This is a genomic window from Streptomyces axinellae (assembly GCF_039532135.1).
GTDB lineage: Bacteria > Actinomycetota > Actinomycetes > Streptomycetales > Streptomycetaceae > Streptomyces > Streptomyces axinellae.
The window spans coordinates 31390-51182 of the sequence record NZ_BAAARJ010000017.1; the positions used below are offsets into that span (position 1 = coordinate 31390).

The 19793-nt window shown below is 72.8% G+C and carries 16 protein-coding genes; 10 read left to right on the plus strand and 6 right to left on the minus strand.

Features of this window, described 5'->3' with window-relative positions:
* Positions 1 to 10: 10 nt before the first annotated feature.
* From xseA to ABD339_RS23845, 3 genes are all read left to right on the plus strand, one after another.
* Positions 11 to 1225 (plus strand): exodeoxyribonuclease VII large subunit, encoded by a 1215-nt coding sequence (gene xseA, locus ABD339_RS23835; RefSeq protein WP_344568504.1) that lies wholly within the window; start codon positions 11 to 13, stop codon positions 1223 to 1225.
* Positions 1226 to 1234: 9 nt separating this feature from the next.
* A complete protein-coding gene (locus ABD339_RS23840; RefSeq protein ID WP_344568505.1) occupies positions 1235 to 1564 on the plus strand; it encodes an exodeoxyribonuclease VII small subunit in 330 nt (109 codons plus the stop codon).
* 193 nt (positions 1565 to 1757) lie between these two features.
* The gene (locus ABD339_RS23845) at positions 1758 to 2351 is read left to right on the plus strand and encodes a malonic semialdehyde reductase (protein ID WP_344568506.1); all 594 of its coding nucleotides are present in this window, start codon (positions 1758 to 1760) and stop codon (positions 2349 to 2351) included.
* A gap of 210 nt (positions 2352 to 2561) precedes the next feature.
* Here ABD339_RS23845 and ABD339_RS23850 read toward each other — a convergent pair whose 3' ends face one another.
* Positions 2562 to 3167, minus strand: a complete 606-nt coding sequence (locus ABD339_RS23850; protein ID WP_344568507.1) for a DUF4245 domain-containing protein — start codon at positions 3165 to 3167, stop codon at positions 2562 to 2564.
* Positions 3168 to 3472: 305 nt separating this feature from the next.
* Here ABD339_RS23850 and glpX point away from each other — a divergent pair, with 305 nt between their 5' ends.
* A complete protein-coding gene (glpX, locus tag ABD339_RS23855) occupies positions 3473 to 4510 on the plus strand; it encodes a class II fructose-bisphosphatase (RefSeq protein ID WP_344568508.1) in 1038 nt (345 codons plus the stop codon).
* A 206-nt stretch (positions 4511 to 4716) separates the two neighbouring features.
* Here the strand turns inward: glpX and ABD339_RS23860 are convergent, their stop codons facing one another.
* The 3 genes from ABD339_RS23860 to ABD339_RS23870 all read right to left on the minus strand — a co-directional run bounded on the left by ABD339_RS23860 (position 4717) and on the right by ABD339_RS23870 (position 6655).
* Complete coding sequence (locus ABD339_RS23860; RefSeq protein ID WP_344568509.1) at positions 4717 to 5061, minus strand: hypothetical protein; 345 nt, start codon at positions 5059 to 5061, stop codon at positions 4717 to 4719.
* Positions 5062 to 5318: 257 nt separating this feature from the next.
* Complete coding sequence (locus tag ABD339_RS23865; protein WP_344568510.1) at positions 5319 to 5687, minus strand: WhiB family transcriptional regulator; 369 nt, start codon at positions 5685 to 5687, stop codon at positions 5319 to 5321.
* A gap of 215 nt (positions 5688 to 5902) precedes the next feature.
* A complete protein-coding gene (locus ABD339_RS23870; protein WP_425576079.1) occupies positions 5903 to 6655 on the minus strand; it encodes a DUF1707 SHOCT-like domain-containing protein in 753 nt (250 codons plus the stop codon).
* 279 nt (positions 6656 to 6934) lie between these two features.
* Here ABD339_RS23870 and ABD339_RS23875 point away from each other — a divergent pair, with 279 nt between their 5' ends.
* The 6 genes from ABD339_RS23875 to ABD339_RS23900 all read left to right on the plus strand — a co-directional run bounded on the left by ABD339_RS23875 (position 6935) and on the right by ABD339_RS23900 (position 18391).
* On the plus strand, positions 6935 to 8641 hold the full coding sequence (locus ABD339_RS23875; RefSeq protein WP_344568511.1) for a fumarate hydratase: 1707 nt from the start codon (positions 6935 to 6937) through the stop codon (positions 8639 to 8641).
* 237 nt (positions 8642 to 8878) lie between these two features.
* The gene (locus ABD339_RS23880; protein ID WP_344568513.1) at positions 8879 to 12649 is read left to right on the plus strand and encodes an NACHT domain-containing protein; all 3771 of its coding nucleotides are present in this window, start codon (positions 8879 to 8881) and stop codon (positions 12647 to 12649) included.
* Between the two features lie 134 nt (positions 12650 to 12783).
* Positions 12784 to 14250: a class II fumarate hydratase gene (locus tag ABD339_RS23885; protein WP_344568517.1), complete on the plus strand. Its 1467-nt coding sequence runs from the start codon at positions 12784 to 12786 to the stop codon at positions 14248 to 14250.
* Positions 14251 to 14365: 115 nt separating this feature from the next.
* A complete protein-coding gene (fomD, locus tag ABD339_RS23890; protein ID WP_344568519.1) occupies positions 14366 to 15058 on the plus strand; it encodes a cytidylyl-2-hydroxypropylphosphonate hydrolase in 693 nt (230 codons plus the stop codon).
* A 104-nt stretch (positions 15059 to 15162) separates the two neighbouring features.
* Entirely contained in the window at positions 15163 to 15885 is a 723-nt protein-coding gene (locus ABD339_RS23895; protein WP_344568521.1) for a class I SAM-dependent DNA methyltransferase, read from the plus strand.
* 142 nt (positions 15886 to 16027) lie between these two features.
* The gene (locus tag ABD339_RS23900) at positions 16028 to 18391 is read left to right on the plus strand and encodes a SpoIIE family protein phosphatase (protein WP_425576080.1); all 2364 of its coding nucleotides are present in this window, start codon (positions 16028 to 16030) and stop codon (positions 18389 to 18391) included.
* A gap of 93 nt (positions 18392 to 18484) precedes the next feature.
* Here the strand turns inward: ABD339_RS23900 and ABD339_RS23905 are convergent, their stop codons facing one another.
* Both ABD339_RS23905 and ABD339_RS23910 read right to left on the minus strand, forming a co-directional pair.
* Positions 18485 to 19018: an alkyl hydroperoxide reductase gene (locus ABD339_RS23905; RefSeq protein ID WP_344568523.1), complete on the minus strand. Its 534-nt coding sequence runs from the start codon at positions 19016 to 19018 to the stop codon at positions 18485 to 18487.
* A gap of 5 nt (positions 19019 to 19023) precedes the next feature.
* Positions 19024 to 19578 carry a peroxiredoxin gene (locus tag ABD339_RS23910; protein WP_344568524.1) on the minus strand — a complete coding sequence of 185 codons (555 nt, stop codon included), beginning with the start codon at positions 19576 to 19578 and terminating at the stop codon, positions 19024 to 19026.
* Between the last annotated feature and the right edge of the window lie 215 nt (positions 19579 to 19793).

Below are 19793 nucleotides of genomic sequence, written 5' to 3' on the forward strand. Positions count from 1 at the left end.
GCCTTCTCGTATGGCTCTCACCACCTCCGCCGAGGCTCCGATCCCCGTCAGCGAGGTGTCCCGGCTGATCCGGGGCTGGATCGACCGGCTCGGCGCCGTGTGGGTGGAGGGCCAGATCATCCAGCTCTCCCCCAGACCCGGCGCCGGGATCGTCTTCCTGACGCTGCGCGACCCCTCCCGGGAAGTCTCCTTGAGCGTCACCTGCTTCCGGCAGGTGTACGAGCAGGTCAAGGACGTCATCAGCGAGGGCACGCGGGTGGTCGTCCACGCGAAGCCGGAGTGGTACGAGAAGACGGGCCGCCTCTCCCTGCGCGCCGCCGAGATCCGCCCGGTGGGCGTGGGCGAGCTGCTGGCCCGGCTGGAGCGGCTGCGCAAGGCGCTGGCGGCCGAGGGGCTGTTCGCCGCCGAGCGCAAGAAGCGGCTGCCGTTCCTGCCGCACCGCATAGGGCTGATCACCGGCCGCGCCTCGGACGCGGAGCGGGATGTGCTGCACACCGCACGGGAGCGGTGGCCCGCCGTCCGCTTCGAGGTGCGCAACACCGCCGTGCAGGGGGCGTACGCGGTCTCGCAGATCATCGAGGCACTCCAGGAGCTGGACGCGCGCGACGACGTGGACGTGATCATCGTGACGCGCGGCGGCGGCGGCATGGAGGACCTGCTGCCGTTCTCCGACGAGCGGCTGGTGCGGGCCGTGGCCGCCGCGCGCACCCCCGTGGTCTCCGCGATCGGGCACGAGGCGGACGCGCCGCTGCTGGACCTGGTCGCCGACCTGCGCTCGCGCACCCCCACGCATGCGGCGAAGGACACGGTGCCGGACGTGGGCGAGGAGCACGAGCGCGTCCGGGGGCTGCGCGAGCGCGCCTGGCGGGTGATCAACGGCAGGCTGGAGCGCGAGGAGCGCGGCCTGGCGGACGTGCTCAGCAGACCCGCGATGGCCGATCCGTACGCCATGGTGGAGGACCGCGCGGAGGATGTCTCGGCGCTGCTCGACCGCTCCCGCCGCGTGCTGGACCACCGGCTGGCGCGGGCCGAGGACGCGCTGGCGCACACCCGCGCGCGGGTCGTCGCGCTGTCCCCGGCCGCGACGCTCCAGCGGGGCTACGCCGTGCTCCAGCACGAGGACGGCCGGATCGTCAGGGACGCGGAAGAGGTCGCGGAGGGTGACGCGCTGCGGGCCCGGGTGGCCGAAGGGGAGTTCGGGGTCACTGTCACCCCGCGCACATAGGCTGGAGGCATGACGACGGAAACGGAAGGCCGGGCGGCGGGCTCCCCCTCGGCGGCTGCGGCCGAGCGGGACGCGCTCAGCTACGAGCAGGCGCGGGCCGAGCTGGTCGAGGTGGTCCAGCGCCTGGAGTCGGGCGGCTCCACGCTGGAGGAGTCGCTGGAGCTGTGGGAGCGGGGCGAGGAGCTGGCGGGCATCTGCCGCGAGTGGCTGGAGGGCGCGCGGGCCCGGCTGGACGCGGTGCTGGAGGAAGAGGAAGCGGAAGACGAGGACGCCGACGAGGGTGAGGACGAAGAGGACGGGGACGAGAACGGCGGGGCGGCGGCCCTGACCAGGGGGTAGCGGGACGGCGACCGTGAGCACGGGGCAGCACGGTCGAGCCGGGGCAGGGTGCGCATATGGGGCGTAGGCCACTTACGGACATGTTCAACCTTGAACAACTGCTCTGTACACTTACCTGAGTGCACACGGCACCCCGTGGCACCCCGCACCTCACGCACCTCGATCGTCGTCAGAAAAGGCAAGGCACTCCCCCATGGCACTCGTCCTCGACCCCGCCGCCCAGGATCTCCTCTTCCGTGAGGCCCACACAGCCAATACGTTCACCGAAGAGCCGGTCACCGACGAGCAGGTTCAGGCGATCTACGACCTCGTGAAGTTCGGCCCCACGGCCTTCAACCAGTCGCCGCTGCGCGTCACGATGCTGCGTACCGCCGAGAGCCGGGCACGACTGCTCCCGCACATGGCCGAGGGCAATCGCCCCAAGACCAGCACGGCCCCGCTCACCGCCGTCCTCTCCTACGACCTGGACTTCCACGAGCGGCTGCCCGAACTCTTCCCGCACGCCCCGCACATCAAGGACGCCTTCTTCTCCGAGGAGCCGGTCCGCGAGTCGGCCGCCAGCCTCAACGCCACCCTCCAGGCGGGCTACTTCCTCCTCGGCGTGCGCGCCGCCGGCCTGGCCGCCGGGCCGATGACCGGCTTCGACCCCGCGGGCGTCGACAAGGAGTTCTTCGGCGACGGGCGCCAGCACGTGCTGATGGTCGTCAACATCGGCAAGCCCGGCCCCGACGCTTTCGCGCCGCGCTCGCCGCGTCTCGCCTACGAGGACGTCGTCACCGTCCTCTGAGCCCCCGGCGCCTACGGTGCCGGCCGCCCCGGTCGGCACCGGCAGCAGACCGCCCCCCGCGCGACTTCCCCCCCTCGCGCGGGGGGCTTCCCCTTTTCCGGACCCGTCGGCGTCACCTTTTCCGGACCCGTCGGCGTCAGGGGCCAACTCGCGCTGTCCGAACCGGAACTCGAACCCCGGCTCGAACCCGGGCTCAGCTCGGAGTCGGGCTCAGCTCGGAGTCGGGCTCGAACTCGGAACGGCGCCAGGGCCGGGCCCCGGCTTCTCGCTCTTGGCGTGCAGCGCGCCGGCCAGCTCGCCGAGCTGCTCGAAGGTGGCGGTCCCGGTCACCACCGTGACCGACTTGCCGTCGGCGGCGGGCCGCACCAGGGCGTCGTACTTGGGGCCCTTGTACCGCGTCCACTCCTCGCCGTCCACGCGCTGCTTCTTCGCGGTCTTCTCCGCGCCCTGACTGACGTCCCTGATGAACCTGTCCGGGCTGCGCCGGTCGCCGCGTTCGCTCTGCTCGACGGCGGCGTACTCGTCGTCCGGCGTCATGAAGCCCAGGTGCCAGGCGGCGCCCTCGGTGCCGTCGGCGGAGTAGCGGACGGAGGTCGCTCGCCAGTCCTTGGACAGCCCCACGGGTGCGGCCACCGGATACGGTGCCGCGCGCCGCGCCGAACTCAGCTCCACGCCGTAGCTCACGGGCTTGACCGGGTCCTTCTTGTCGTCGTGCGGAACGAACAGGTAGACCACGTAGGCGGCGAGGATGATCACCGCCAGCGAGATCACCATGTCGCGCACGGCCTGCGCACCGCGCTTCTTGTCTGCTGCCACGCCCCCATCGTCCCTTATGCCGGTCGGCGCCCCGCGCGAGGGGCCGCCTCCCGGGCGGACGGAGACCAGGCTCACAGCCGTACACCGATACGCACAGCCGTACGGCGATCCGGCACCGCACCCGCCGTCCGTTGGGCGCTCCGGCACCGCACCGACCCGTCCGTTGGGCGCTCCGGTCCGCGCCCGCACGGCATTCCGCTCATACGTGGGCACCCCCGCCCACTCCGCCCCCGCCCGGTAGAGTCAATGACACCCTCAGCTGCTCCGTACGGCCGTTCAGTCGCCGTACAGAAAGGTGTGTTCCGATGACCGAACACCACCACCACCTCCCCTCCCCGCTCGAAGTCAGCCCGGAGGCACCCGACCGCAACCTCGCGCTGGAGCTGGTCCGGGTCACCGAGGCCGGGGCCATGGCATCGGGCCGCTGGGTGGGGCGCGGCGACAAGAACGGCGCGGACGGTGCGGCGGTCCGGGCCATGCGCACACTGGTCTCGACCGTGTCCATGAACGGTGTCGTGGTGATCGGCGAGGGCGAGAAGGACGAGGCCCCGATGCTCTTCAACGGGGAGCGGGTCGGGGACGGGACGGGCGCCGAGTGCGATGTCGCCGTGGACCCCGTGGACGGCACCACCCTCACCGCCAAGGGCATGAGCAACGCGGTCTCCGTGCTGGCGGTCGCCGAGCGGGGCACGATGTTCGACCCGAGCGCCGTCTTCTACATGGACAAGCTCGTCACCGGCCCCGAAGCCGCCGAATTCGTGGACATCACGGCGCCGCCGGGCGTCAACATCCGCCGGATCGCCAAGGCGAAGGGGTGCGGAGTCGAGGACGTCACGGTCGTCGTGCTCGACCGGCCGCGGCACGAAGGGCTGGTGAAGGAGGTCCGGGAGGCGGGCGCGCGGATCAAGTTCATCGCGGACGGCGATGTCGCGGGCGCCGTGATGACGGTCCGCGAGGAGACCGGCGTCGATCTGCTGCTGGGCGTCGGCGGCACCCCCGAAGGCATCATCGCGGCCTGCGCGATCAAGTGCCTCGGCGGGACCATACAGGGCAAGCTGTGGCCCAAGGACGACGCCGAGCGGCAGCGGGCGCTGGACGCGGGCCACGACCTGGACCGGGTGCTCCAGACCGAGGACCTGGTCAGCGGCGAGAACGTCTTCTTCGTCGCCACCGGCATCACCGACGGCGACCTGCTGCGCGGCGTCCACTACCGCGGCGAGCGCGCCTACACCCAGTCGCTGGTGATGCGGTCCAAGTCGGGGACGATCCGCCAGATCGAGTCCGTCCACCGGCTCTCGAAGCTGCGCGCCTACAGCGCGGTGGATTTCGACCGCCCCAGCTGAGCCCTGGCCGGGCCGGCTGGGGGGGGTGCGGCCTCGGCCGACTCGCCGTGTTGGCTTCGGCTACGGCGAACGTCGCCGCGGCGCCTCCTCCTCAAGCGCCGGACAGACTCGGAGGCCCGCCCCCGTCGCACGCGACGGCGGTGTGCGCCGGACAGGCTCGGATGCGAGCCCGTCCGGCCACGTCGCCGAGGGGGAGGCGGGAGGTCTCACTTCGGGAGGCGGACGCCCAGCGCGTAGACGCGGGTGCGCTGGTCGGCGCTTTCGTTGTTGTCCGAGACCAGGTAGAGGGGCAGTTGACCCTTGTGGGGGCCGGTCAGCTTCTGGTCGCCCGGCGCCATGCCCTCCGCGTTCTCCAGCAGGGTGGCGGCGTCGGCCGCCGGTGCTGGGGCCGGTGACTCGTCGGGCGGCGGTCCGGCGGGCGGCGGTGGCGCCGCGTGTGCCGGCCGCCAGGTGACCAGCGCGAGGGCGGGGGTGCCGAGTCGGGCGGTGGCATCGACGGCGAAATGGGTGACCTCGAAGGCGCCGCCCATCTCCTCCTCGCCCGGCGGCACCTGCGTGAGCGCGATCCCCGACCGCCGCGGCGCGGCCTTGCCTGCGCAGCAGTCAGCGGTTCAACGAACGGTGCAGCGAGCGCTTTTTCGGGCCGCTCGCCGCACCGCTGGCCGAAAGCCGGGCGTCCATCACTCACCCCGTCGAGACGACGGAGGGACCACCCATGCCGCTGCCTCGTCAACTCATCGCGGCGGGCCGGGAGTTCCGCGTACCGCCCGTGCCGTATGCCGAGCGGCCGGGGTGCGGAAGTCGGGTCCTACGCGATACGGGTGACCTCCGCCGGGGGCGGGGCCGCCGATGCCGTGGCGCGGCGGCGGCGGGAGAGCACCACGCGGCGCTCGGCGGCGGTGAGGCCGCCCCATACGCCGTAGGGCTCGGGCATCAGCAGCGCGTGCTCACGGCACTCCACCAGCACCGGACAGCGTGCGCAGACCCGCTTGGCGGCCTGCTCCCGGGAGAGCCGCGCGGCCGTGGGCTCCTTGGAGGGGGCGAAGAAGAGACCGGCCTCGTCGCGGCGGCAGACGGCGTCCGCGTGCCAGGGCCCCGCGTCATCATCACGCTCGGGTGTTCGCTGTACGGGGATGGTGGCGGCTGCCTGCAGGGACTGATGCGGCGGTTGCAGCACGGTCTGCTCCTGACGAGACGACGAGGATTCCCCTTCATCCGTCTGACTGCGCACGGCAGTTCGCGAGGCAGCCGTACGAGAGACGATGCCCGAGCCCTACCCGCTGTACGCGCCGGTATGCATTGCGTGGCGCCCCTCGCGCGCCGTCGCCGCGCTCCCGCACGCCACCCTTCCGCGCCGGGGCGCCCGCACCTTCCGCTCCTGGGCGCCCGTGTTCACCCGTGCTTGCGGAAGCGATCCTTCAGGTTCTGGACGACCTTGCCGCGCTTGGGTTTGGCGTCCACTCCGCCGAAGATCGCCGCGCCCTCCACCAGCACGACGGGCGCGCCCGGGTCCGTGGAGTCGCTCACCTGGACGTCGAAGCCGCCGAAGACACCGGCGCCCTTCTGCTGGAGCGTGACGTTCTCCGGCACCCTGATCTCGATTCCCCCGAAGATCGCAGTGGCGTTGATCTGCACGTGCTGGTGCTCGAACAGCGCCTCGGTGAGATCGATCACAATGCCGCCGAAACAGGCGAACGCGTTGATCTTGCGCGGCACCCGCCAGCGGCCCTTGCGCTCGGCGCCGCTGAAGATCGCGACCAGGTTCTCCTTGGGGCCGGAGCCGGGGAACGGTGCCCCGGAGGTGTGCGCCGCCGAGAAGTTCGCGAAGGCCGAGCCGTACGAGCCCGCGCCGCCGTACTCGCGGGCGCCGGACCCGTCCCCGTACCCCTCGGCGCCGGGCTCCGCGCGGCGCCCTGCCGGGAGGTCGCGGACGATCGGCTCCAGCTCGCCCATGGTCTTGGCCGCGTAGGTGGACTCGATCCGCTCGCTGTGCTCCTCCGCGTCCAGCCGGCCCTCGGCGAGGGCCTCCCGGAGGATGTCGGCCACCCGGTCCCGGTCGGCGTCCGAGGCCCGCAGGGCATCCGCTGCGTCTTCAGCGTTCCCGACGGCCCCGGCGTTCTCAGCGTGCCCGGCCTTTTCGGCCACGCGCGCCGGGGCGGTCTTCGACGCCGGAGCGGTCGCCGGTCCCGGCTGGGGCGCGGGGGCCCGCTCGGGGGCGGGGGCCGGTGCGGGCGCGGTGGACTGCTCGGCGGTGGACTGCTTTTCGAGCGAGGTGCGCGGAGTGTCTTCAGTCACCGCGCCAGCGTACCCAAACGCGATAGATCGCGACTACCCCCGCAGCGGCGTCCCGCCGGGGCGCTCTACGCTGAGAGACGCGCGCTCCCATCGCCGAGGGCCGTAAGTGTGAGAGGAAGAGTCCCCCGTATGTCTGCCAGCGACCGCCCCGCCAGCCCGGAGTTCTCCTACACGGACCTGCTCCCCACCGGCGAGGACCCCACGCCGTACCGCCTCGTCACCAGCGAGGGTGTGAGCACCACCGAGGTGGACGGGCGCACCTTCCTCAAGGTCGAGCCGGAGGCGCTGCGCACGCTGGCGGCCGAGGCCGTGCACGACATCCAGCACTACCTGCGCCCCGAGCACCTGGCCCAGCTGCGCCGCATCCTCGACGACCCCGAGGCCAGCGCCAACGACCGCTTCGTGGCGCTCGACCTGCTCAAGAACGCCAACATCGCGGCGGCGGGCGTACTGCCCATGTGCCAGGACACCGGCACCGCGATCGTCATGGGCAAGCGCGGCCAGCAGGTACTGACCGCGGGCGGCGACGAGGAAGCACTCTCGCGCGGCATCCACGACGCCTATACGCAGCTGAATCTGCGCTATTCGCAGATGGCGCCGCTGACGATGTGGGACGAGAAGAACACCGGCACCAACCTCCCGGCCCAGATCGAGCTGTACGCCACCGACGGTGACGCCTACAAGTTCCTGTTCATGGCCAAGGGCGGCGGCAGCGCCAACAAGTCCTTCCTCTACCAGGAGACGAAGGCGGTGCTCAACGAGGCGTCGATGATGAAGTTCCTGGAGCAGAAGATCCGTTCGCTCGGGACCGCCGCCTGCCCGCCCTACCACCTGGCGATCGTCGTCGGCGGCACCAGCGCCGAATACGCGCTCAAGACGGCCAAGTACGCCTCCGCGCACTACCTGGACGAGCTGCCCACCGAGGGCTCACCGGCCGGGCACGGCTTCCGGGACACCGAGCTGGAGGACAAGGTCTTCGAACTGACCCAGAAGATCGGCATCGGAGCGCAGTTCGGCGGCAAGTACTTCTGCCACGACGTGCGCGTGGTGCGGCTGCCCCGGCACGGCGCGTCCTGCCCCGTCGCCATCGCCGTCTCCTGCTCGGCCGACCGGCAGGCCAAGGCGAAGATCACCGCCGAGGGCGTCTTCCTGGAGCAGCTGGAGACCGACCCGGCCCGCTTCCTCCCGGAGACGACGGAGGACCACCTCACACAAGGCGCGGGCGCCGATCTGGAAGCCGTCGCCATCGACCTGCGCCGCCCCATGGACGAGATCCTCGCCGAACTGGGCAACCACCCCGTCAAGACCCGGCTCTCGCTGACCGGCACGCTCGTCGTCGCGCGCGACATCGCCCACGCGAAGATCAAGGAACGCCTGGACGCGGGCGAGGAGCTGCCCCAGTACCTCAAGGACCACCCCGTCTACTACGCCGGCCCGGCCAAGACCCCCGAGGGCTACGCCTCCGGCTCCTTCGGGCCGACGACGGCCGGCCGGATGGACGCCTACGTCGAACAGTTCCAGGCGGCAGGCGGCTCCAAGGTGATGCTGGCCAAGGGCAACCGCAGCAAGCAGGTCACCGACGCGTGCGCCACCCACGGCGGCTTCTACCTCGGCTCCATCGGCGGCCCGGCAGCCCGCCTGGCCCAGGACTGCATCAAGAAGGTGGAAGTCCTGGAATACGAGGAACTGGGCATGGAAGCGGTCTGGCGCATCGAGGTCGAGGACTTCCCCGCGTTCATCGTCGTCGACGACAAGGGCAACGACTTCTTCGCCGACCCGGCACCCGAGCAGACGACGTTCACCAGCATCCCGGTGCGAGGGCCGGGCCTGGCCTGAGTCGGCGGCAGAAGCCTCATCCGCGTACGGCCGGCTTCGAAGAACCGTCGGTTCGGGTCCTCGAAGCCCCGGCCCCTGGCCACGTCGGAACCTTGATCGGTCGAGCCGTGGTCGCATAGACCTCGCCCGACAGGTTGCCGCCTATTACCTTCGTAGCCCCGCAATGGGGCCCTCGGTCTTCGGAGTTGGCATGGCTGCCTCCCCTTGTCGAACGTAGGATCCGGATTCTGACGGGTCGTGGGGCGCGGCGGGGGTGGCCAGTTGGACGGGGGCGGGGGCGGGGGCGGGGCGCGTGGTTCTCCCCGTTGGGAGAACCGGATCACCGGGGGCACGTTCGGCACCGTCGTCATGGCGGAGCGCGTCGATGCCGTACACATCCATGTGCACGAGGAAGCGGTGGCGCCTCCCCGGCCGCCCTTCCGGCTCTTCTTGCTCGCAGGGCTGCTGGCCTGCTTGGGCGCCGTCTTATGGGCTGTTCCGCCCGCCTTGTTGAGCGGGAGCGCGCTCGGTGCGCGGCTGCCCGGGCCGGCCCTGCTGGGGGCGGCGTCGCTGGCGGGGTCGGCCGGGGCGGGCCGTGTGCTGGAGCGGCGACGCGCCGCCCGCCGTCGTACGCCGCTGCCCGCGCACCGGCTCGATCGGGCGGCCGAGGGGCTGGCTGCCGCGCTGGCCCGGCAGTACGGCAAGGAGGACCAGCTCGCGCTCTCCCCGGTGAGCACCCCCACGCCCATCCCCGTACGCTGGCGGGCCGCGGATCCGCTGGTCGCGGACCACGAGCCGAACGTGCTCGGTCTCCCGGCGGACGGCAGCCGGTCGGCGGACGGCAGCCACCCGGCGAGCACCAGACGCCCGGCGGACGGCAGCCCCCCGGCCGACGGCGGCCACCCGGCCGGTGCCGCGCCCCCCGCCGACAGGGGTGCCGCGTCCGGGGCGCTGGATGTGGAGGGCGAGTTCGCCGGGACCGCGGCGTTCTTCGCCTCGCTCCCCCGGCAGCGCCTGGTCCTGCTGGGTGCGCCCGGCGCGGGGAAGACCGTGCTCGCCTACCGGCTGGCGCGCACGCTCCTGGAGGCGCGCGGCCCCGCCTCGGCGGCGCCCGTGCCCGTCGTGCTGCCGCTGGCCTCGTGGCACCCGGGCGGGGACCAGGGGCTTTGGCAGTGGGCGGCCGAACGGCTGTGCGCCGAGCACCCGGTGCCGCTGCCCACGCCCGGGGCCGCGCTCGACCTGATCGAGTCCGGCCGCGTGCTGCCGGTGCTCGACGGCTTCGACGAACTGCCCCGCGCCGCGCAGGCGGACGCGCTCCGGCAGTTGCGCGCGAGCCTCACCGAGCACGCGCGCTGCGTCCTCACCAGCCGTTCCGCCGAGTACACCCGGGCCGTGGAGGGGGCCGCGCTCCCGCTGCCGGGCGCCGTGGCCATCGAGCTGTGTCCGCTGACCACGGACGACCTGTGGCGCTATCTGCCTCGTACCAGTCGTCGCACCAGCCGCAGCGACCCCACGCACACCAAGTGGTCACCCGTGCTGGAGCGGCTGGCCGATCCCGGCGACTCGGCCCGCGAAGTGCGCGTGCTCCGCCAGGTGCTCAGTACCCCGCTGATGGTCGCGCTCGCCCGCGTCGTCTACAGCGAGTCGGACGCCGACCCCGCCGAACTCCTCGGCGGGGGGCGCTTCACCACCGTTCAGGCCGTCGAACGGCACCTGTACGACGCGTTCTTGACGGCCGCATACGCCGACGCGGGGCGCGAGCGCGCGGCGCGTGCCCGCCGCTGGGCGTCGCTCCTGGCCGCGCACACGCGCCGCTTCGGCGGACAGGAGATCGCCTGGTGGCGGCTGGAGGAGGCACTGCCGCTGTGGCTGCGGCGGCTGAGCGTGCTGCCCGCCGCGGCCGTGGCCACGCTCACCGTCCGCGCCGGGGAGTACGGCACACCCTGGTGGGACGGGCGAGTGCCCGTACCCCTGTGGGCCGGGTTCGGGGTGGCGCTGCTCGCCTACGCGTGGGGCGAGTACGGCAGCTCCCCGGCGTGGGCCCCGCGGCAGCTGCGGCGGCCGTGCGCGGCGGACCTCGCGCAGGTCCACCGCGCCAAGGCGGCGGCGAAGCTCGCCGGCTGGGCGCTGCTGGCTTCCGGCGTGGCCTACATGACCACCTCGGCGGCCTCGGGTGCGGGAGCGGGTGCGGGTGCGGACACCGCTGGGCGCCGGGTGGCAGGGCTGCTGCTCGTCGCCGCCTTCTTCGCCCGTTCCCTGCTGCGCTGGGTCTTGGCCCGCGCCCGGCAGCCCGCGGACCCCGAGACGGCGGCCGAGCCCGCCGCACTGCTGCGGCGCGACCGCCGCGTCACCCTCGCCCTCGGGGTGTCCCCCACCTATCAGGACGACGGTCTGTCCCTGGTGTGGGCGCTGCCGGTGGTGCTGCTGGCCGTGTGGGACCTGTCGGCGGGCCGGGACGTGGTGACGGCCGGGACCTGGCTGTGGACCATCGCCGGGACCCTGCTGAGCGGCTGGCTGTACGAGGTCGCCGGCTCCGCCTGGGGCCGCTACACCCTCGCCCGGAGCTGGTTCGCCGCGACGGGGCGGCTGCCCTGGCAACTCATGGACTTTTTGCGCGAGGCCCACTCCAAGCACGTGCTGCGCCAGGCCGGCGGCGTCTACCGGTTCCGCCACATCGAGCTGCGCAACCGGCTGGCCGCCGACATCCCGGAACCGGCGAGGGGTCAGGAGACCTGGCGCACCCTCGCCGCCATGATGCTCCGCGGGCTCGCCACGGCGGCGGGCGGGCTGCTGCTCGCGGGCATCACCCTGGGCATGCTGGAGACGGGCCCAGCGCCCGCACCGCACGCGCCCCCGGCCTCGGCCTGCGCGGCCCTCGGCCGGGACGTGCTCGGCGCGCTCATGTCCGACCCGCGCCGCACGGCGCGCGAGGAGCCCCGGCTGGATCCGGAGCGCACGGTGGACGACCGCACGTGTGCCGCCTCCGAGCAGGCGCCGCTGCGGCCCGAGGTCCAAGTCTCCGTCCGGGTGCGGACCTTCGCCGGCGACCTGGCGAGCAGCGGGCCGGCGCGGGCCAGCCATACCTTCGAGACCCTGCTGAGGTTCCAGCGGGAGCAGCGGACGCGCGCCCGCTCGCTCGACCACGCCCTGCACCGCCCCAGGAGGACCCTGGAGACCTCCGCCTTCCCCGGTGACCGGGCGATGCGCGCGGTCTCCACGACGTCGCTGCCCGGGTTCGGGCGGCCCGAGCTGCGGCGCGCCACATACCTCGTGCGGGACGGCAACCGGCTGGTGACGGTGGACTACGGCGAGGAGTTCGCCTCCCGGGCCCGGGTGGCCGCGGTCGCCGAGTCGCTGCTGCGCCGGGCGCTGGGCCGTACCGATGCCCAGGATCTGGCAGGCGTACCCCGGACCCGGCTCCCGGACAACTCCCGGCTCGCCGGCTACCGCCGCCCCGAGCGGCGGCTGCACGGGGCCGTGTGGGGCGCCGGGGAGCGCTCGTTCGTCTGGAAGATGCCCGGGCTCGGTATGGGGGTGCGGGCCCCGAAGGACCTCGACTGCGGCATACGTGCCCCGGGCCCCGGGATACCCGAGTCAGTGGACGCCTACGGGTGCGAGAACGTGGCCGCACGGGACCTCGGCAGGCTCCGGCAGTACGACGCCACCCTCCGGAGGGGTCCCCGGGTGCGCCTGCACGCCGCCCAGTTGGTCTGCGGTCGCACGTGCTCGCGGGAGGAGACCCGCGCCTTCCTGAAGGACCGTCCCGGTCCGGCCCGCCTTCCGTGGCGCAAGGGCGACGGGGCCGACAGGGGTGACGGGGCCAAGGGGGCCAAGGAGAGCGACGGCATTACGGCGTACTACGCGGTGCGGCGCACGGCCGGGACGTACGAGCTGTCCCTGTGGGGCCCGTTCCGCACCCTCTCCGGGGCGGAGAGCCAGCTGTGGGTGAGCGTACGCGTGGATCCCGGGAACGCCGCGCTCGCCCAGAAGATCGTCAACAGCGCGTACACGCAGATCGGCGGCGGGTGACCCTCCCGGGGTGCTCGCCCGCCGACCGCCGCGGACGCTTGCCGTCACCCGCCGACCGCCGCCGTGGACACGTGGGTCCTGCCGGGAATGCGGCGGCGGATGCGGGACGCTGGGGGTGAAGGAGGTGCACATCCATGACCGGCAACAGCGACAACAGCAGCCACAGCGGTAACAACGCACAGGGCGGCCACAACGGGAACCCCGAAAGCGGCGCGTACCGGACCGAGCACGACTCGATGGGCGAGGTGCGGGTGCCCGCGCACGCGAAGTGGCGGGCGCAGACCCAGCGCGCCGTGGAGAACTTCCCCATCAGCGGCCAGCGGCTGGAGCGCGCGCACATCGAGGCGCTGGCCCGGATCAAGGCGGCGGCGGCCGTTGTCAACGGGCGTCTGGGGGTGCTGGACGGCGCGCGGGCCGAGGCCGTGCGCGAGGCGGCCGAGGAGGTGGCGCGCGGGGACTGGGACGAGCACTTTCCCGTCGATGTCTTCCAGACCGGCTCGGGCACGTCCTCGAACATGAACATGAACGAGGTCGTGGCGACGCTGGCGAGCGAACGCCTGAGCGCGGACGGCATCGAGGTGCACCCCAACGACCATGTCAACGCCAGCCAGTCGTCCAACGACGTCTTCCCCTCCTCGATCCACATCGCTGCCACGGCCGCCGTCACCGCCGATCTGATCCCCGCCCTCCAGCGGCTGGCCGGATCACTGGAGTCCAAGGCGGCGGAGTTCGCGGGCGTGGTCAAGTCGGGGCGCACGCACCTGATGGACGCGACCCCGGTGACGCTCGGCCAGGAGTTCGGCGGCTACGCGGCGCAGGTCCGGCACGGGGTGGAGCGGCTGCGTGCCTCGCTGCCCCGGCTCTCCGAACTCCCGCTGGGCGGTACCGCCGTGGGCACGGGCATCAACACCCCGCCAGGTTTCTCGGCCGACGTCATCGCGGAGGTGGCCCGCGCCACCGGGCTCCCGCTGACCGAGGCGCGCGACCACTTCGAGGCGCAGGGCGCACGCGACGGGCTGGTGGAGACCTCGGGCCAGCTCAGGACCGTCGCGGTGAGCCTTACCAAGATCTCCAACGACCTGCGCTGGATGGCGTCCGGGCCGCGCACCGGACTGGCCGAGATCGCCCTGCCCGATCTCCAGCCGGGCTCCTCGATCATGCCGGGCAAGGTCAACCCCGTGATCCCGGAGGCGGTCTTGATGGTGGCGGCGCAGGTCACGGGCAACGACGCGACGGTGGCCGCGGCGGGCGCCGCGGGCAACTTCGAGCTGAACGTGATGCTGCCGGTGATCGCCAAGAACGTCCTGGAGTCGGTGCGGCTGCTGGCCAACGCCTCCCGGCTGCTGGCCGAGCGCACCGTGGACGGCATCACCGCGAACGCGGAGCGCGCCCGGGAGTTCGCCGAGTCCTCCCCCTCCGTCGTCACCCCGCTCAACAAGTACATCGGCTACGAGAACGCGGCGGCCGTCGCCAAGAAGGCCATGGCCGAACGCCTCACCATCAGGGAGGCCGTACTGGAGAGCGGCTACGTCGAGCGGGGCGAACTGACGCTCCCGCAGCTGGACGAGGCGCTGGACGTCCTGCGGATGACCCACCCCTGAGGCGCGCCCGGCAGGGCGCCGCCGCCGCGCCGCGCGCCCCCGCCCCGGTCCGTCCTTCGGGGGACCGCGGCGCAGCTCACGGCCCGGCGGCGGCGCCTGCGCCTAAGATCCGCTCATGACAGCGGAACCCACCGCGCCCCCGGCGCACTGGCCCACGGGAGCGCACATCCTGTGGCGCTACCGCGCCAACGGCGCCGCTCACCCCCACATTTGCCGCCCCGTCACCGTGGTGCGCGACACCCCCGAGCTGCTGGCGGTCTGGATGGCGCCGGGCACGGTCTGCGTCAAACCGGAGCTGGCCGACGGCACTCCCGTCCACAGCGAGCCGCTGGCCACCCGCTACACCAAGCCGCGCCGACACGCGCTCGGCCGGTGGACGGGTATGGGGGTGCTCAAGCTGGCGCGGCCCGGGATGCCGTGGTCGGTGTGGCTGTTCTGGGGCCGGGGCTGGCGGTTCAAGAACTTCTACGTGAACTTGGAGGAGCCGCTCCTGCGCTGGCCCGGCGGAGTGGACTCGGAGGATCACTTCCTCGACATCGAGGTGTATCCGGACCGGCGCTGGGCGTGGCGCGACGAGGACGAGTTCGCCGAGGCCCAGCGCGCCGGCCTGATGGACGAGGACCAGGCCGGGCGGGTCCGCGAGGCCGGTGCGCGCGCCGTGGCGGCGATCCGCGCGTGGGGCCCGCCGTTCGCGGACGGCTGGGAGCGCTGGCGGCCCGATCCGGCGTGGCCGGTGCCCGAACTGCCGGACGACTGGGACAGGCCACCGTTCAACACGTGCCCGCACCGGCCTCCCGGTGCCCCTTGATACGCCCCCATACTGCAAACGTAGGATCAACGTCCGTAAACACACTGCCGCACAACTCCCCGCACACCCCGGGGACTTGACAGGCAGCCAGGAAGGAGCCAGCCGTGAGCAGCTCTGCCGGACACGGGGGGGGCGGCACACCCGGACCACTCGGGGCCTATGCCGGGTTCGACCGCTCGGCCATCGACAGGTCCGGCCAGTCCGAGGCGTTCGACGCCATCGGGGACCGCTACGACGAGGCGTTTCCGCACAAGGAGGGCCAGGTCGCGGCTGCTGTCTGGTTCAGCGGCCAACTGCCCGCCGGGGCCCGGGTGCTCGATGTCGGCTGCGGTACAGGGTTGCCGACCGCGCGCCAGTTGGCGATGGACGGGCACCGGGTCGTCGGCACCGACCTGTCCCCCACCATGCTGAAGCTGTACCGCGAGAACGTCCCGGGGGCCGAGTGCCACCGACTGGACATCGCCCACCTCGAAGGGGCCGGACTGGGCCTCTTCGACGGCGTCGTGGCCTTCTTCTCCTTGCTGATGCTGCCGCGCGCGGAAATCCCGTGCGCCCTGCGGGTGCTGCACTCACTCATCCGGGAGGAGGGCCCGCTGGTTCTGGGGATGGTGGAAGCGGATGTGAACGATTTCTCCATTCCGTTCTTGGGCAACACGATCCGGGTATCCGGCTATCTGCGGGACGATTTGCGACGCGTGGTCCACGACGCGGGGTTCGAAGTCGTCGGAGAGGACGCGTACGCGTACGCTCCTGCCAGCACGGACGTACCCCCCGAGATCCAGCTCTTCCTGCAGTGCCGACGACGCCCTCTGACCACGAGCACCTAGCGCAGGGCGCGCGCCGACGCGCAGCCCCGGATGGATGGAAACCGAACGCGTGACGGAGCACGAAAAAACTGCGGCGAGCAGCACCACCGAGCCGGCGCAGTCCGCATCCGCGGGGAGCGCCCGCGGCGGCCCCGGGGGCGGCATGCCGGCCTCGCGGGGCCGTGAGGCGACCCCCGCTCCCCGTCCGCCGGAGCACGCCGCCGAGGCGGCGGCCCGGCCCAGGCCGGCGCCCGGCGAGCCGACGCCCGGACCACCGGGGCCGGTTGGGGCCCCGGCCGGGGCGAGTGGTGCAGGTGGTGGTGCAAGTAGCGCTTCGGGGGCAGCGGGCACCGAGGCTCCCGGGACAGGCGGTGTCGGCGGAGTGAACAGCACGGACGCATCAGAACCGGAACGCGCCCGTCCGGGCAGCGGCGGACGGGGGCACGCTCCGGGCGACGACTCCGCTCCGGGCAACGACTCCGCTCCGGCCGCGCGGAACACCGCGCCGGAGGGCGAGTCGCCCGGCGCACACCCGCACGAAGAGCCGCACCCGCACGAAGAGCCGCACCCGCACGAGAGGCCGCACGGCGCCCCGCCCCCGGGCGCCCCGTCCTCCGGCGCCACCCCCGTCGCCCCCGGCCCCTCCCCGGCGGTCCCCGCCCCCGTGCCCGTGCCCGCTCCGGCGGCGCCAGCCGACAGCAGCGAGCGCTCCGAGCGGGAGCGCCGGGGCGGCGACCGGCTGCGCTTCGTGGGCGCGGCAACGCGCCGCGTGGCGCGCGGTATCGACCTGGACGAGACGGTGCTCGGTCTGTGCCGCGCCAGCGTGCCCGCCTACTCCGACGCGATCCTCGTCTATCTGCGCGACCCGCTGCCGGTCGGCGACGAGCGGCCCACCGGCCCCATGGTGCTCCGGCTGCGGCGCAGCGACCGCATCCCCGACGACCCGCTGGCCGCCCAGGCGTTGCAGGCCGCGCAGACCGCCCAGCACCCCAGCCTCCCCGAACCGGGCGGCCCGCTCGGCGGTGTGCCCGCGCTGCCGCTGGTAGGGCGGCCCGGGCCGACCGGCAGGTCCGGCGGCGACCCGGCCACGGGCGGGCGCGGTACGGGCTCCACCGCCGCCGAGCTGGCCGAGGTACGCCCCGGCGGCCCGCTCGCCGAAGTGCTGCGCGGCGTACGCCCGGTGTTCGCCGACTCTCCCTCGGCCAGTGCCGCGCTGCCCGAACTCCTCGGCCCCGGACGGGATGTGCCCACCGGTCACCGCGCGATCCTCGCGCCGCTGCGCGGGCGCCGCCGGGTGATCGGTGCCGCGGTCTTCCTGCGCCGCCCCGACCGTCCGGCCTTCGAACCGGACGACTTGCTGATCGCCGCGCAGCTGGCCACCCACACCGCCCTCGGCGTGGACAAGGCGGTGCTGTACGGGCGCGAGGCGTACATCGCCGACGAGTTGCAGCGCACCATGCTCCCCGACGAGCTGCCGCAGCCGACCGGCGTCCAGCTGGCCAGCCGCTATCTGCCGGCCGCCGAGACCGCGCGGGTGGGCGGCGACTGGTACGACGCCATCCCGCTGCCCGGCAGCCGGGTCGCGCTGGTCGTCGGCGATGTGATGGGCCACTCCATGACCTCCGCCGCGATCATGGGACAGCTGCGGACGACGGCCCAGACGCTGGCCGGTCTCGACCTGCCGCCCCAGGAGGTACTGCACCATCTGGACGAGCAGGCCCAGCGGCTCGGCAGCGACCGCATGGCCACCTGCCTGTACGCCGTCTACGACCCGGTCGCCCACCGCATCGTCGTCGCCAACGCGGGCCACCCGCCGCCCGTCATGCTCCATCGCAGCGGGCGCGCCGAGGTCCTGCGGATACCGGCGGGCGCCCCGATCGGCGTCGGCGGGGTCGATTTCGAGGCCGTCGAGCTGGACGCGCCGGCCGGTGCGACGCTGCTCCTGTACACCGACGGGCTGGTCGAGTCGCGCCAGCGCGACGTGTGGACCGGCATCGAGCACCTGCGCGAGAAGCTGGCGGCGACGGCCCGGCTGACCCGGCCGGGTGCCGCGGCGCCGCTGGAGCCGCTGTGCGACGAGGTCCTGGACATCCTCGGCCCCGGCGACCGGGACGACGACATCGCGCTGCTGGCCGCGCGGTTCGACGGGATCGCGCCGAGCGATGTGGCGTACTGGTTCCTGGATCCCCGCGCGCAGACCGCCGGGCAGGCCCGCCGCCTGGCGCGGCGCGCGCTCGCCCGCTGGGGCTTGGAGGAGCTGACCGAGCCGGTCGAGCTGCTGGTCAGCGAGGTCGTCACCAACGCCGTGCGGTACGCGGAACGCCCCATCACACTGCGGCTGTTGCGCACCGACACGCTGCGCTGCGAGGTCGGTGACGATGTGCCGCAGCTGCCGCGGCTGCGGCAGGCGCGCGCGACGGACGAGGGCGGCCGGGGCCTCTACCTCGTCAACCGGCTGGCCCGCCGCTGGGGCGCGACCCGTCTTTCGACGGGCAAGGTGGTCTGGTTCGAGCTGGCGTTGCCGTAACGCACGAAACCGGCCCGCACCCAGCGCGGCGCCGCCCCCGGTGGGGGTTGACGCATCGTTGCCGGGTGCGGGCCGGTTACTGCCCGAGCTTGATCAGGGCTGGAGCTGCGCCTCGGCCTCAAGGGTGGTGCCGACGGCCTGGACGACGGCGGCGATCTTGAACGCCTCCTGGATCGTCTCGCGGTCCACACCGGCCTTGCGCAGCACCTGCTCGTGCGAGTCGAGGCACTGCCCGCAGCCGTTGATCGCGGAGACGGCGAGCGACCACAGCTCGAAGTCGGTCTTCTCGACACCGGGGTTGCCGATGACGTTCATCCGCAGCCCGGCCCGGAGCGTGCCGTACTCGGGGTCCGACAGCAGGTGCCGGGTGCGGTAGAAGACGTTGTTCATCGCCATGACGGCGGCGGCCGACTTCGCCGCGGTGTACGCCTCGTCGCTCAGGTTCTCCTTGGCCTCCGGCTCCAGCGCGCGCAGCGCGATACCGGAGCGGGACGCGATGGCGCAGGCCAGCACGGTGCCCCACAGCTGCTGCTTGGGCAGCTCGGAGTTGCCTATGACGGAGCCGAGGTTGAGCTTGAGGTCCTTCGCGTAGTCCGGAAGGGCCTGCTTCAGATCATCGAGAGCCATGCTGGTCACTCACCGGCCAGCAGCGCGACCGGGTCGAGGGTCTCCTCGCCCTGGGTCCAGTTGCAGGGGCACAGCTCGTCGGTCTGGAGCGCGTCGAGGACCCGGAGGACCTCCTTGGGGTTCCGGCCGACGGAACCGGCGGTCACCATCGTGAACTGGATCTCGTTGTTCTGGTCCACGATGAAGACGGCACGCTGCGCGAAGCCGTCCTCGCCCTCGATACCCAGCTCGCGCATCAGCTCGTGCTTGGAGTCGGCCATCATCGGGAAGGGCAGGTCGGTCAGGTCCGGGTGGTCCTTGCGCCAGGCGTGGTGCACGAACTCGGAGTCGCCGGAGAAGCCGAGGATCTGCGCGTCACGGTCGGCGAACTCCTCGTTCAGCTTGCCGAACGCGGCGATCTCGGTCGGGCAGACGAAAGTGAAGTCCTTGGGCCAGGCGAAGACGACCTTCCACTTGCCCTCGTAGGTCTTGTGGTCGATCTGCTCGAACTCCTTGCCCTTCTCCAGGGAGACGCAGGCAGTCAGATCGAACTCGGGGAACTTGTCACCGACGGTGAGCACGTACACACTCCTTGCACTTGCGGCCAGGATGCCCGGATTGCGCGCATTCCTGGAGATTGGTCGTCACCACCTAATCACACTCGGCATTGATCACGGAAATAGCCGCTGGCGAGTCGTTTGATCGGGGGGACCTATCAACCGGGGCAAGGCCGGCACGATCAGAGCGCGGGCCGCGGTGCGCGCGAACCGGTCGCTGTCCTGCGGAAACGACGGAG

What these genes read in the sequence shown, in the direction of transcription:
- xseA (WP_344568504.1), top strand. Translation starts at nt 11, where the DNA reads ATGGCTCTCACCACCTCCGCCGAGGCTCCGATCCCCGTCAGCGAGGTG.
- ABD339_RS23840 (WP_344568505.1), top strand. Translation starts at nt 1,235, where the DNA reads ATGACGACGGAAACGGAAGGCCGGGCGGCGGGCTCCCCCTCGGCGGCT.
- ABD339_RS23845 (WP_344568506.1), top strand. Translation starts at nt 1,758, where the DNA reads ATGGCACTCGTCCTCGACCCCGCCGCCCAGGATCTCCTCTTCCGTGAG.
- glpX (WP_344568508.1), top strand. Translation starts at nt 3,473, where the DNA reads ATGACCGAACACCACCACCACCTCCCCTCCCCGCTCGAAGTCAGCCCG.
- ABD339_RS23875 (WP_344568511.1), top strand. Translation starts at nt 6,935, where the DNA reads ATGTCTGCCAGCGACCGCCCCGCCAGCCCGGAGTTCTCCTACACGGAC.
- ABD339_RS23885 (WP_344568517.1), top strand. Translation starts at nt 12,784, where the DNA reads ATGACCGGCAACAGCGACAACAGCAGCCACAGCGGTAACAACGCACAG.
- fomD (WP_344568519.1), top strand. Translation starts at nt 14,366, where the DNA reads ATGACAGCGGAACCCACCGCGCCCCCGGCGCACTGGCCCACGGGAGCG.
- ABD339_RS23900 (WP_425576080.1), top strand. Translation starts at nt 16,028, where the DNA reads ATGCCGGCCTCGCGGGGCCGTGAGGCGACCCCCGCTCCCCGTCCGCCG.
- ABD339_RS23905 (WP_344568523.1), bottom strand. Translation starts at nt 19,018, where the DNA reads ATGGCTCTCGATGATCTGAAGCAGGCCCTTCCGGACTACGCGAAGGAC.